Genomic DNA, 13,236 nt, shown 5'->3' with positions numbered 1-13,236 from the left:
TTTCGCGAGCACTTTCGTCCTTGGCGGCCTCAAAATGCTCCGTCGCCGTCATCAGCGATAGATGGCGGAACTTTTCAGAGGTCGCTGGGTCGGAAAAGTCCAATGTTTTCATCAGCAAGTTTTTTTGCCGCTGACCCTGACGGACTTTTTGCGCCAAAAAAATTTTTTCGCTTTTCTTTTCAATGCCCTATGCATCGGGGCCGATAATTGAGTGGGAGTGACGCCGGCGCCGCGAGCCGGCGCCGAACGATCGAGGGGACCTTCGCCCGGCGGAGGTCCCCTTTTTCGTGCGCCCCGTTCGCCGCGGCCGAATTGCGGCGCCGGGATGTCCCCACTCAAACGTTCGTCAATCTTTGCAGGATACAACTTGCCGGACAAAGTCGGTCCGAGCCCGCGGTTCCGACCTTCCCGAGCGACGCATGGTCGGCACGCAGGACGCAAGGAGCGAAGATGCTGCAGGAACTTCAGTCCGAAGGCGAGCCCGTCGCGTTCGCAGTCCCGTCGGACGCGGCGCACGGAGAGGCGACCCTCGCGCCGGTTCTGGACGTCCGGGCGGCGAAGCCGTTGCATGCCGAGCTCCTGGCCCTGCGCGGCGACACCGTGATCGTCGACGGCGCCCAGGTCGAGCGGATCGGCGCGCAGTGCGCCGCCATCCTCCTGTCGGCCGCCCGGAGCTGGGAATCGGACGGGCAGGAATTCAGCCTGGTCAACCCGTCCGACGCGCTGTGCCGGGGGCTCGAGCTCCTCGGCATCGGCCTCCACGAGGTGGGCGGAACCCTGCCGGACTTCGGCGAAGCCACGGTTTGACACCGGGGCCTCCCCGCATCGCTGACCGGAACGCAACGACCTCTTCGAGCCAGGGAACAACGAACATGAGCAAGTCGCACGAGGCGGAGCGGGCACGCGAACTGATCGCCTTTCGCGTTGCCGAGCAGGAGTTCTGCGTCGACATCACCTCCGTGCGGGAGATCCGCGGATTCGCGGCCGCGACGCCGCTGCCGCACACGCCCAGCTTCGTGACGGGCGTCATCAACCTTCGGGGCGCGGTGCTGCCCATCGTCGACCTGTCGCTGCGTCTCGGCTTCGGCCCGACCGAGCCGACGGCCCGCTCCGTCATCATCGTGGTCATGGTCGGCAACCAACTCGTCGGCCTTCTGGTCGACGCGGTGTCCGACATCCTGACCGTGGTGGACGAGAACCTGCAGCCGACGCCGGACCTCGCGTCCGAGATCGCGCGCAGCTTCGTACGCGGCGTGATCGCGCTGGAAGGGCGGATGATCTCGCTCATCAGCACCGAGAGCGTCCTGCCGCCGTCCGTCGAGAACCTGGCCGCCTGAGCGGACCCGCCGCACCAGGCTTGGGAGGCAACCGATGTCGCGAATCCTGCCGGGCGCTTCGGCGCAGTCCGAACCGCTCCAGCCCACCGGCGAGTTCGAGCTGACGCAGAAGGACTTCCTGCGCATCGCCAAGATCCTCTACGAGGATTCCGGCATCGCGCTGCCCGACAGCAAGATGGCGCTGGTCTATTCGCGCTTGGCCAAGCGGCTCCGGGCGCTCGGCATGCAGAGCTTCCGGCAGTACTGCGAACACGTGTCCGGCGCCGAGGGAGCGGGCGAGCGCATGACGATGCTCGCCGCGCTCACCACCAACGTCACGCATTTCTTCCGCGAGATGCACCACTTCGACCATCTGAGGACCGAGTTCCTGCCGCCGCTCCTGGAATCGGCGCGGCGCGGCGGACGGGTGCGCATCTGGTCGGCGGGCTGCTCCAACGGCCACGAGCCCTATTCGATCGCCCTCACGGTGCTCGGCCTGATGCCGGACGCCGCGAACCACGACGTGCGCATCCTCGCCTCCGACATCGACCCCAACGTCGTCGCCTTCGGCCGGGCCGGCGTCTACGACGACGCCGCCATCCAGCCGGTGCCGGCGGAACTGCGTCGCCGTTGGTTCTCGCGCACCGCCGCCGGCCACTCCGTCAGCGACGAGATGCGCGCGCTCGTCTCGTTCCGCGAGCTGAACCTCATCGGCGACTGGCCGATGCGCAACGGGTTCCAGGCGATCTTCTGCCGAAACGTCACGATCTACTTCGACGAGCCGACGCGCCAGAAGATCTGGGGGCGCTTCATGAAACACCTCGAACCGTCCGGCGTGCTCTACATCGGCCATTCCGAGCGCCTGACCGGGCCTGCCGCCAACCAGCTCTCCCTGGTGGGAACGACCACGTACCGTCGGACCTGACGCCGAGGCGCCCGGCCCCCGTAGTCCCAAGGTCGCGAGAACCTTTTCCATGTCTTCCACGCGTGTCCTCGTCGTCGACGATTCCGCCACCATGCGCGCTCTGATCCGGCACTCGCTGCAGGCGGACCCGGGGATCGAGGTCGTCGGGGAGGCCGCCGACCCGATGCAGGCGCGCCAGGCGATCAAGGCGCTCGACCCGGACGTCGTGACGCTTGACATCGAGATGCCGGGCATGAACGGCCTGGAGTTCCTCGACAAGATCATGCGCCTGCGCCCGACCCCGGTCATCATGGTGTCGACGCTGACCCAGCCCGGCCAGGCCGCCACCATCGAGGCGCTGCGGCTCGGCGCGTTCGACTGCGTCCCCAAGCCGGGCACGGGAAGCGGGCGCGACACGTTGGCCGTGTTGCCCGCGCTGGTGCACGAGGCGCATCGGGCTAAGGCCCAGATCGCCGGCAGCCGCGACCGCCAGATCTCCGCCCCGCAGACCGCACGGGCCGCCTGGCCCGAGCTGGTCGGCATCGGCTCCTCGACCGGCGGCGTCGAGGTGCTGATCGCGCTTCTGGCGCAGTTTCCGGCCGACACCCCGCCGGTGATGATCGTCCAGCACCTGCCGGCCTCCTTCACGGCCTCCTTCGCCGCGCGTCTCGACCGCGCCTCGCCCGCCACCGTGGTGGAGGCCCGCTCGGGCGAGCCGATCCTGCCCGGCCACGTCTATCTCGCGCCCGGCGGGCGGCACATGAGCGTGCGACGCAGCGGCACCAGGCTGATCGTCTCGCTCGGCGACGAGGACCCGGTGCAGGGCCACCGGCCGTCGGTCGACGTGCTGTTCCATTCCATCGCCAGGACCTGCGAGGGCCGGGTCACCGGAGCGATCCTCACCGGCATGGGGCGGGACGGGGCCGACGGGCTCCTGGCGATGCGCGGGAAGGGGTTCCGGACGCTCGCGCAGGACGAGGCGACCTCGCTCGTCTACGGCATGCCGCGCGTGGCTTGGGAGATCGGCGCCGCCGAGAAGCGGGTCCCGATCGGGGCGATGGCCAAGGCCATCTTCAACTGACCGGCCGTTCCCTTCTCCTGCATGAATCCTTCAGCTTTCTGCGAGACGATCGGTCTCGGAATTTTCGACAAGGGAATGGCAATCCATGAGTTTCGTACAGCATCTCAAGGTGATGATCGTTGACGACCATCGGACCAGCCGTCTCCTGATCTACGAAGCGCTGACGCAGCTCGGCATCACGCAGGTGATCTATGCCGTGGACGGCGAGCAGGCGCTGAAGCAGATGATGGCGACGCCGTGCCACATCGTCATCTCCGACTTCAATATGCCCAAGCTGGACGGCATCCAGCTCCTGAAGGCGCTGCGGTCCTACGGGCCGACCAAGAAGACGCCGTTCTTCATCCTCACCGGCAAGGGCGACCGCGCCCTGGTGCAGCAGGCGGCGGCGGCGGGCGCCAACAACATCCTGGCCAAGCCCATCACGGTCCCGGTGCTGCGCAAGACCCTCGAAGCGGTGCTCGGTCCCCTGCAATGAGCCAGGCCCGGTTCGCCCCTCCGCCCACGTCGACGGACCGCCTGCGCATCAACCTGATCCAGGGGGAAGCGCAGGTCGACGACCGGCCCAACGTGGTGTTCACCACGCTGCTCGGATCCTGCATCGCGGCCTGCATTCGCGATCCCGGCGCCGGGGTCGGGGGGATGAACCACTTCCTGCTTCCGGGCGACGGCGCCGGGGGCTCGTCCACCAGCATGCAGAGCTACGGGCTCTACCTGATGGAGCTTCTGGTCAACGGCCTCCTGAAGAAGGGCGCGCGCAAGCATGCCCTGGAGGCCAAGCTGTTCGGCGGGGCACGCACCATGGTCGGCCTGTCCGACATCGGCGCCAAGAACGCCGGCTTCGCCCGGCGCTTCCTGGAACTGGAAGGCATCTCCCATGTCGGCGGCAGCCTGGGCGGTGCCCAGGGGCGGCGGATCGAGTTCTGGCCGGTCAGCGGGCGCGCGCGCCAGATCCTGATGGAGCCGACCGACAAGGCCATTCCCAAGATCATGGCGCCGGTGCCCGTGGCGCCCCCGCTGGGTGGCGGCGACCTTGAGCTCTTCTGAAGGACCGCGCGGCGTGACCGGAAGCTCCATGTCTTCGCAACTGCTTCTCGAGCGCCTCGCCGACGAACTGGCCCGTCTCACGGCCGCGGCGACGCGCCTGGAAGGACTGATCCCGCCCGCAGGGCTCGGCCCGGAAGCGATGATCGTCGCGCAGAGCCACGATCTCCTCAGCCAGACCATCGCCGAGCTGGAAGGCTTCGTGCGGGCCAGCGCGCCTTCCTTCGCCGGCGAGGGGGAGCGCGATCTCGGGGAGCCGCTTTCGGCCATCCGCCTGTCGGCCCTCGCGACCCGGCTCGGCGGCTGGACGGAGGCCGAGGTGCGGGCGGGCGACGTGGACCTGTTCTGACGGGCGGACCACTGGCGAACATCTGCTTCCGCCGCGTCCTGCTTGTTCATGAAGAAGAAATTTCTGCCCTCTAAAGTAAACCCGATGTGACCGATTTCAGAAAGGAACCGGTAGTGAAGACGATCCTGACGGTAGATGACTCGCGGACCATGCGCGACATGTTGCGGGCGGCGCTCGCCGGCGCCGGCTTCGACGTCGTCCAGGCTGAGGACGGGGTCCACGGTCTCGAGGTCCTGGCCGGCTGCGATCCCGACGTGATCGTGACCGACGTGAACATGCCCCGCATGGACGGCCTGACCTTCATCGAGCAGCTCCGCGCGGACGCCGACAAGCGGGCGATCCCGGTGCTGGTGCTGACCACCGAGAACGACGCGCAGAAGAAGGCGCGCGCCAAGGCCGCCGGCGCCACCGGCTGGATCGTCAAGCCGTTCGATCCCAAGAAGCTCGTGGACGCGATCAACCGCGTCGCCCCGTAAAGCGCCGACACCGACACACCGTCCTTCGAAGCCGATTTCAAGGAACCCGTCCATGGACACGATGGCCGCCATTCGCGCCACCTTCTTCGAGGAGTGCGCCGAGCAGCTCCAGGAACTGGAGGCGGGCCTGCTCGCCATGGAGGGCGGACAGACGGATTCGGAGACGGTCAACGCCGTGTTCCGAGCGGTGCACTCGATCAAGGGCGGCGCGGGCGCCTTCAACCTCGACGCGCTGGTGCAGTTCGCGCACGCCTTCGAGACGGTGCTGGACCTCGTGCGCTCCGAGCGGCTGGAAGCCGACCAGGGCGTGGTGCGGGTGCTGTTGCGCTCGGCCGACGTGCTGACCGATCTCGTCACCGCCGCGCGCGACGACGGCGCGGTGGATCCGGCGCGCCCGCAGTCGCTGATGGCGGAGCTGTCGGTCCTGGCCGGTGGTGGCGCGCATGCGACGGTGCCCGTCCACCATGCGCCCCCCTCGTTCGCCGCGCCGATCGAGGAAGAGGTCGACTTCGTTCCCGTGGCCGTCGACTTCAGCGACATGTTCGCCGCCGCCGGCCAGGACGCCACGTTCCGCGTGCGCGTCGAGCCCAAGCCCTCGCTCTACGAGCACGCCAACGACGCCGCCCGCCTGATCCGCGAGACCATGGCGCTCGGAACCGGCTCGGTGACCTGCCATTCGGACGAACTGCCGGACCTTGCCGAGCTGGAGCCCGAGGGCGCCGCCCTGTCCTGGACGATCGAGGTGACCACGGCGGCGGGCGAAGCCGCCATCCACGAGATCTTCGAGTTCGTCGAGGGCGATTGCGACATCGCGGTGGAGCGGGCCGACGACGACGCGCCCCAGCTCAGCGCCGAGGATCTCGACGCCCAGATGGCCGCGCTCCTCGGCTCGATCGGGGGAGGGTCCTCCGTCCCTTTCGCGGATGAGCCTGCGCAGGCGGACCCGCCCGAGCAGGCTCACCCCGACGTGGGCGCCCTGACGCCCGCGGCACCCGCCACGCCCGCACCCGCTCCTGTCGCATCCGCGGCCTCGGCCGCCGCCGCTTCCGAAGCCTCGGGCGACAAGGCCGCGCCCGCCGGTCCGGTGCCCACCATCCGCGTCGACCTCGAGCGCGTCGATCGTCTGATCGACCTCGTGGGCGAGCTCGTGATCCACCAGGTGATGCTGTCGCAGCGCGTGATGCAGGCGGGCCTCACCCGCGCGTCCGACATCGCCATCGGCCTCGACGAGCTCGAGCAGCTCACGCGCGAGATGCAGGACAGCGTGATGGCGATCCGGGCCCAGCCCGTGAAGTCGGTGTTCCAGAAGCTGCCGCGCCTGGTGCGCGAGGTGGCCGAGCGCACCGGCAAGAGCGTCCGCCTCGTCACCGAGGGCGAGTACACCGAAGTCGACAAGACGGTGATCGAGCGTCTTTCCGACCCGCTCACCCACATGATCCGCAACGCCATCGACCACGGGCTGGAATCGCCCGAGGGGCGCGCGGCAGCGGGCAAGCCGGCCGAGGGCGTGGTGCGCGTCGCGGCCATGCACCGGTCCGGGCGCATCGTGATCGAGATCTCCGACGACGGCGCCGGCATCAACCGTAAGGCGGTGTTCGACATCGCCGTGTCCAAGGGCCTCGTGCCCGCCGACGCGCAACTCTCCGACGACGAGCTCGACAACCTCGTCTTCCTGCCCGGCTTCTCCACCAAGAAGGAAGTCTCCGAACTGTCCGGTCGCGGCGTCGGCATGGACGTGGTGAAGCGCTCGATCCAGGCGCTCGGCGGGCGGGTGTCGATCACCTCGCGTCCCGGCAAGGGCTCGCTCTTCTCCATGAGCCTGCCGCTGACGCTCGCGGTGCTCGACGGCATGATCGTCTCGTGCGGCGAGCACACGCTGGTGGTCCCGATGACCGCGATCATCGAGACGCTGCGGCCGAAGAACATTGAGGTGAAGCCCTTCGGCGGCGACCAGCGCGTCATCAACGTGCGCGACAGCTTCCTGCCGCTGATCGACGTGTCGCGCCAGCTCGGCTACCGGCGCGAGCCGACCGACGCCATGGCGGGCGTGGCCATCCTGGTCGAGGCCGAGAACGGGCAGCGCTCCGCGCTTCTCGTGGACAGCATCCAGGGCCAGCGGCAGGTGGTGATCAAGAGCCTGGAGGCCAACTACGGCCGGGTCGCCGGCATCGCGGCCGCGACCATCCTCGGCGATGGCCGCGTGGCGCTGATCCTCGACATCGACGCGGTGGCCGCCTCCTCGCGCTTCGAGAACGGCATCTCGGCCCTGGCCGCCGAATAGCGCGCGCCCCACCGGACTATCGCACGCGTTCCTCGACGCCGCCGGCCCGCGCCGGCGGCGTTTTCGCGCAGGCGGGGTGCGACCAAGATCGCGGCTTCCGGTACTGCGTCGAGTCACCTCATTAAGTATTTAGTTCGACTTATAGTTTTCACTATGGCGTGAAGATCCCGACCGGCTGCTTGACGTCTCGTTGCAAGACGGGCGCGGCCGCCGGGAGCAACCGAATTCGCTTCGCCGGAAGGTCGCACCCCATGTTGTCCAAAATCTCCATCGGCAAGAAGATCACGGCCAGCTTCGCGGCCATGATCGTCGGCTCGGCCGTGATGGGCGCGGTCGTCTACGGCACGATGGCGAAGATCGAGGGCGTCCGCCTGGAGCGCGAGGCCGTCGGGGAGGGCGTCAGCGACGCGCTGCTGCTGCGCATGCTGGTGACACGGCAGGAACTGTCGATGCGCGGCTATATCCTGATGCCGTCCGAGGACATGGCCAAGCGGCTCGCCAAGCACTACGACAGCTTCCGCGCGACGGCCGCCAAGCTCGACGGCTCGGCGATCGATCCGGCGGTGAAGACGATGCTTCGCGACGCGTCCGCCGCGATGGACGTCTGGCAGGCGCAGGTCGCCGCGCAGGCGCTGCGGCTTGCCTCCGACCCGGCCACCATCGCACAGGCCGGTCCCTTCGTACGCTCCGACCGCGCCGATGCGCTGATCGATCCGATCGAGACGTCCATCGACGCATCCATCAAGGCGCTGCGCGACCGATCCGATGCGTTGGGCGAAGAGCAGCGCGCGGCCTACGAGACGGGGATCACGCAGATCCTCACCGCGCTCGGTCTGCTGCTGGCGGCCGGCTGTGCCTTCGCCTGGCTCCTGGTCGGCGCGATCTCGAAGCCGGCGATGCGCCTGCGCGACTCCATGGGCAGGCTGGCGGCCGGCGACCGCGACATCACGGTGCCCTCGCTTGGGCGCCGCGACGAGATCGGCCAGATGGCGGCCGCCGTCGAGACGTTCCGGCTGGCGGCCGTGGAGCAGGTGCGCCTCGAGGCCGAAGCCGCCGCCCTGCGCGAGTTGCAGGCGGCCGAGCGCGAGCGCGCCGCCGCCACCGAGCGCGCCGCGAAGCAGGATCTCCAGGTCTTCGTGGACGGCGTCCAGGGTGGCTTCGCCCGCTTGTCGCAGGGGGATCTCACGGTTCGCATCGACCAGCCGGTGGCCGAGCAGTATCTGCCGATCCGCGATCAGTTCAACACCTCCGTCGAGCGTCTGGAGGGCACGCTGGGCTCGGTGGTCGCGGCGGTCGGCTCGCTGCGCACGGGACTCGGCGAGATCAACGCCGCGTCCAGCGATCTGTCCCAGCGCACGGAGCAGCAGGCCGCCAGCCTCGAGCAGACGGTGGCCGCGCTGGCCGACGTGACGCGCGCGGTGAACGAGACGGCGGAGGGCGCCGGGCGCGCGCTGGCCTCCGCCGAGAGCGCCAACCGCAACGCGGCCAAGGGCGGCGAGATCGTCGGCCGCGCGGTGGAGGCGATGCGCGCGATCGAGGAATCGTCCGAGAAGATCGGCCGCATCATCGGGGTGATCGACGAGATCGCGTTCCAGACCAACCTCCTGGCGCTGAACGCGGGCGTCGAGGCGGCGCGCGCCGGCGAGGCGGGGCGGGGCTTTGCGGTGGTGGCGCAGGAGGTGCGCGGGCTGGCGCAGCGTTCGGCCGAGGCGGCCAAGGAGATCAAGACGCTGATCTCCGCGTCGGGCACGCAGGTAGAGGCGGGCGTCGAGCTGGTCACCGCCTCGGGTCGCAGCCTCGACGACATCATCGCCGAGGTCGGCGAGGTCAGCCGCACGGTGGCCGAAATCGCGACGCGCACCCGCGAGCAGGCGACCTCGCTGAAGGAGGTCCAGACGGCGGCAGACCAGATGGACAAGTTCACCCAGCAGAACGCCGCCATGGTGGAGGAGGCGACCGCCGCCGCCCAGTCTCTGGCCAGCGAGACCGACGAGCTCGCCCGCCTGATCGGCGAGTTCAAGATCTTCTCGACGCAGGGGCATTCCCACCAGCTCCAGCGCGCCGACCGCCGCGAGACGCCGCGCGCCGCCCGGGCGGTGGTGCAGTTCCGCAGCCACGGGCGAGGCGGTGCCGCCTCGGCTGCCGCGCCCGCGTCCGAGAGCTGGGAAGAGTTCTGACCGGTCGGCGCACCGCCCACGACATCGGCACGAAACGAGGTAACGCCTAGATCGGCGAGCCGGCGGGCCCGCCGCCGGCTTCCGCCCGTGCGTGTCCGAAGTCGAGGGTCGAGATGACAGCAGCGCGCCGCCCGACGGCATTCCTGGCCCTGGCCCTGGCCCTGGCCCTGGCCTTAGCCGCGGCCGCCGCGCTGCTCCGCGCGGCGCCTGCCGGTGCCGCGCCGCCCCCCGCCTGCGGCGCCGTGCGCATCGCCGCGATGACCTGGGGCTCGGCCGAGGTGATGGCGTCCATCGACCGCTTCGTCCTGCGGCACGGCTTCGGCTGCGACGCGGTCCTGGTCCCCGGCGACACGATGAGCACCTTCGCATCCATGACGGCGCGGGGCGAGCCGGACGTCGCGCCGGAGGTCTTCGTCAACCAGTTCCGCGACGAGCTGGGCGAAGCCGCCGACCGGGGCCGCATCGCCTTCGGCGCCAAGGTGCTTTCGGACGGCTCGCAGGAGGGGTTCTGGATCCCGCGATACCTCGCCGACGCCCATCCCGAGATCCGCACGCTCGGCGACGCGCTTGCGCGGCCCGAGCTCTTCGCCGCTGCGGGCGCGCCGGGAGAAGGGGTCTTGCACAACTGCCCGCTCGGCTGGGGCTGCCAGATCATGGTGGAGAACCTGTTCCGCGCCAACCGGGCCGCCGAGAAGGGGTTTCGGCTCGCTTCCAGCGAAAGCGGCGACGCGCTGGACGGCTCCATCGCGCGGGCCTTCGCCGAGCGGCGCGGCTGGATCGGCTACTACTGGTCGCCCACCGGCGTCCTCGCCCGCTACCCGATGACGCGCCTCGCCTTCGACGTGCCCTTCGACCGCCGGGAATGGCTGCGCTGCACGACCCGGCCCGAATGCGCCGACCCACGCCCCAACGCCTGGACCCCGGCCGACGTCTACACGCTGGTGTCCCACCGCTTCGAGCGCGCGGCTCCCGCCGCCATGCGCTACCTGTCCGTCCGGAGCTGGCGCAACGAAACCGTGAACCGCGTCCTGCTCTGGAAGGAGGAGAACGAGGCCGACGGCGAGGCGGCGGCGCTGCATTTCCTGCGATCCTACCCCTCGGTCTGGCGCGCCTGGCTGCCGCCGGACGCCGCCGAGCGCGTCGGTCGAGCCCTGTAAAGCCGTCCGCGCGACGCCCATGGCTTCCGCTCGCGGAAAAAATCGTTCAAAAGCGCAAGCCTATCCGGCCCGGCCCCGCGGGCCGCCCGTTCCAGCGCCAAGGTTGAGCGTCCATGAGCAATGACACATTCGTTCGCGAGGTGAACGAGGAGCTTCGCCAGGAGCGTGTCCGCGCCTTGTGGGTCCGCTACGGCACCGCCTTCGTCGTCCTGGCCGTGCTCCTCGTGCTGGGCGTCGCGGGCTATGTCCTGTGGCAGCGGTACGAGGCGGGCGTGGCCGCCGCCGACGGCGACCGCCTGCTCCAGGCCGAGACGCTCTATGCCGAGGGCAAGACGCAGGAGGCCGCGGCGATCCTCGACGGGTTGGCGGCGGACGGCGTGAACGCATACCCGGCGCTGGCGCGCATGCGGCTGGCCGAGGCCCGCGCGGGCGACGATCCGAGCGCCGCGGTCGCCGCCTTCGACGAGGTGGCGGGGACGGCCGACGCGCCCAAGGGCCTGCGCGACATGGCGGCGGTGCGCGCGGCCTATATCCTGGTCGACCACGGCTCCCTGGCCGACGTGCGCGCCCGTGCGGAGCGGCTGACCGGCGACGCGGAGCCGCTTCGCTTTCCGGCGCGCGAGGCGATCGGACTGTCGGCCTGGAAGGCCGGCGACATCGACACCGCCCGAGCCATGTTCGACCAGTTGCAGGAGGACCTCGGCGCGCCGGCCGGCATCCGCCGCCGCGCCGGCCTGATGGGGGAACTCATCGCGGCCTCGACCCCCGCCGCGCCGGCCGCGACGTCGGCGCCCGACGCGCCGGTGCCGGCTACCGTCCCGTCGGGCGAACCGGCACCCTCCGCGCCTGCTGCGCCCGCCGAACCGGCGCCGCCCGCCCCCGAAGCCCCGGCCGCCGTAGCGCCGGCCGAAACGCCCGCGCCCGCGCCCGCCGCCGCGCCCGCCCAGCCCCCGGCCTGACGGGAGCCCGAGGAGACCATGGTCACCATCGCCATCATCGGGCGGCCGAACGTCGGCAAGTCCACCCTCTTCAACCGGCTGGTCGGCCGCAAGCTTGCGCTGGTCGACGACCGTCCCGGCGTCACGCGCGACCGGCGCGAGGGCGAGGCGCGCCTGCTCGACCTCGACTTCCGGGTGATCGACACGGCGGGTCTCGAGGAGGCCGGCGCCGACACGCTGGAGGGGCGCATGCGCGCCCAGACCGAGACGGCGATCGACGACGCCGACCTCTCGCTCTTCGTCGTGGACGCCAAGACCGGCATCACCCCGCAGGACGAGACGTTCGGCGAGCTTCTGCGCCGTCGCGGCAAGCCGGTGGTGCTCGTGGCCAACAAGGCGGAGGCGCGGGGCTCGGACGTCGGTTTCTACGACGCCTTCTCGCTCGGCCTCGGCCAGCCCTGCGCCATCTCGGCCGAGCACGGCGAGGGGATGGGCGACCTGCGCGACGCGATCGTGGAGGCGCTCGGCGCCGGAGCCTTCGCCGACGACGAGGCCGCCGTGGCCGACCTCGAGGCCGAGATCGAGTTCGACGAGGACGGCGAGCCGATCGAGCGTTACGACGCGACCAAGCCGCTCAACATCGCCATCGTCGGGCGGCCCAACGCCGGCAAGTCCACCCTGGTCAACCGCTTCCTGGGCGAGGAGCGCCTGCTGACCGGCCCCGAGGCCGGCATCACGCGCGATTCGATCTCGGTGGAATGGGAATGGCGCGGGCGCCGGGTCAAGATGTTCGACACCGCCGGCATGCGCCGCCGGGCCCGCGTGCAGGAAAAGCTGGAGAAGCTCTCGGTCGCCGACGCGCTGCGGGCGATCCGCTTCGCCGAGGTGGTGGTGATCGTGTTCGACGTCACCATCCCCTTCGAGAAGCAGGACCTCACGCTGGTGGACCTCATCGCCCGCGAGGGGCGCGCGCCCGTGCTCGCCTTCAACAAGTGGGATCTGGTGGAGGACCGGCAGGCAGTGCTCGCCGACCTGCGCGAGAAGACCGAGCGGCTCCTGCCGCAGGTGCGCGGCGTCAAGGCGGTCACCGTCGCGGGCGCGACGGGCGAGGGCCTCGACCGCCTGATGCGCGCCGTCACCGAGACGCACGAGACCTGGAACCGGCGCATCTCCACGGCCAAGCTCAACCAGTGGCTGGAGCGCATGGTGGCCCACCATCCGCCCCCGGCGGCCTCCGGCCGGCGCGTCAACATCAAGTACATGACGCAGATCAAGACCCGGCCGCCGACCTTCATCCTCCACACCTCGCGGCCCGAGGCTGTGGGCACCGCCTACACGCGCTATCTCGTGAACGGCCTGCGCGAGCAGTTCGGTCTCGTCGGCATCCCGATCCGCATGACCATGCGCAAGTCGGACAACCCCTACGCCCACAAGGCGAAGAAGTTCTGACCCGCCCCGGTCCTCCCGCTCATTAACCGCTCGCTAAGGTTAATGAGCGATGTTCGGCTTCCGATGG

At 70.0% G+C, this 13,236-nt stretch carries 13 protein-coding genes; all 13 read left to right on the top strand.

Annotated elements, in window-relative coordinates:
* Positions 1-450: 450 nt before the first annotated feature.
* The 13 genes from D3218_RS16815 to der all read left to right on the top strand — a co-directional run bounded on the left by D3218_RS16815 (position 451) and on the right by der (position 13,169).
* The gene (locus D3218_RS16815; RefSeq protein WP_119541229.1) at positions 451-807 is read left to right on the top strand and encodes an STAS domain-containing protein; all 357 of its coding nucleotides are present in this window, start codon (positions 451-453) and stop codon (positions 805-807) included.
* 65 nt (positions 808-872) lie between these two features.
* Positions 873-1,337, top strand: a complete 465-nt coding sequence (locus tag D3218_RS16810; RefSeq protein ID WP_119541228.1) for a chemotaxis protein CheW — start codon at positions 873-875, stop codon at positions 1,335-1,337.
* A 34-nt stretch (positions 1,338-1,371) separates the two neighbouring features.
* The gene (locus D3218_RS16805) at positions 1,372-2,241 is read left to right on the top strand and encodes a CheR family methyltransferase (protein ID WP_119541227.1); all 870 of its coding nucleotides are present in this window, start codon (positions 1,372-1,374) and stop codon (positions 2,239-2,241) included.
* Between the two features lie 49 nt (positions 2,242-2,290).
* The gene (locus tag D3218_RS16800) at positions 2,291-3,301 is read left to right on the top strand and encodes a protein-glutamate methylesterase/protein-glutamine glutaminase (RefSeq protein WP_119541226.1); all 1,011 of its coding nucleotides are present in this window, start codon (positions 2,291-2,293) and stop codon (positions 3,299-3,301) included.
* Between the two features lie 85 nt (positions 3,302-3,386).
* On the top strand, positions 3,387-3,776 hold the full coding sequence (locus tag D3218_RS16795) for a response regulator (protein ID WP_119541225.1): 390 nt from the start codon (positions 3,387-3,389) through the stop codon (positions 3,774-3,776).
* Positions 3,773-4,345, top strand: coding sequence for a chemotaxis protein CheD (locus D3218_RS16790; RefSeq protein ID WP_119541224.1), 573 nt, complete (start codon positions 3,773-3,775; stop codon positions 4,343-4,345). Before D3218_RS16795 ends, D3218_RS16790 begins: the two co-directional genes overlap by 4 nt.
* Before the next feature lie 28 nt (positions 4,346-4,373).
* Positions 4,374-4,691: a hypothetical protein gene (locus D3218_RS16785; RefSeq protein ID WP_119541223.1), complete on the top strand. Its 318-nt coding sequence runs from the start codon at positions 4,374-4,376 to the stop codon at positions 4,689-4,691.
* A gap of 113 nt (positions 4,692-4,804) precedes the next feature.
* Complete coding sequence (locus tag D3218_RS16780) at positions 4,805-5,167, top strand: response regulator (RefSeq protein ID WP_274532641.1); 363 nt, start codon at positions 4,805-4,807, stop codon at positions 5,165-5,167.
* 52 nt (positions 5,168-5,219) lie between these two features.
* A complete protein-coding gene (locus tag D3218_RS16775; protein ID WP_119541222.1) occupies positions 5,220-7,448 on the top strand; it encodes a chemotaxis protein CheA in 2,229 nt (742 codons plus the stop codon).
* A 251-nt stretch (positions 7,449-7,699) separates the two neighbouring features.
* Positions 7,700-9,625: a methyl-accepting chemotaxis protein gene (locus D3218_RS16770; RefSeq protein WP_119541221.1), complete on the top strand. Its 1,926-nt coding sequence runs from the start codon at positions 7,700-7,702 to the stop codon at positions 9,623-9,625.
* Between the two features lie 113 nt (positions 9,626-9,738).
* Positions 9,739-10,782 (top strand): glycine betaine ABC transporter substrate-binding protein, encoded by a 1,044-nt coding sequence (locus tag D3218_RS16765; RefSeq protein ID WP_119541220.1) that lies wholly within the window; start codon positions 9,739-9,741, stop codon positions 10,780-10,782.
* A 113-nt stretch (positions 10,783-10,895) separates the two neighbouring features.
* The gene (locus D3218_RS16760) at positions 10,896-11,741 is read left to right on the top strand and encodes a tetratricopeptide repeat protein (protein ID WP_119541219.1); all 846 of its coding nucleotides are present in this window, start codon (positions 10,896-10,898) and stop codon (positions 11,739-11,741) included.
* Between the two features lie 18 nt (positions 11,742-11,759).
* Positions 11,760-13,169, top strand: a complete 1,410-nt coding sequence (gene der / locus D3218_RS16755) for a ribosome biogenesis GTPase Der (RefSeq protein ID WP_119541218.1) — start codon at positions 11,760-11,762, stop codon at positions 13,167-13,169.
* Positions 13,170-13,236 lie beyond the last annotated feature (67 nt).

The organism is Aureimonas flava (genome assembly GCF_003583935.1).
Taxonomy (GTDB): Bacteria; Pseudomonadota; Alphaproteobacteria; order Rhizobiales; family Rhizobiaceae; genus Aureimonas; species Aureimonas flava.
The sequence above is the reverse complement of the archived record's forward strand: the minus strand, read 5'-3'. Positions and strand labels throughout refer to the sequence as shown.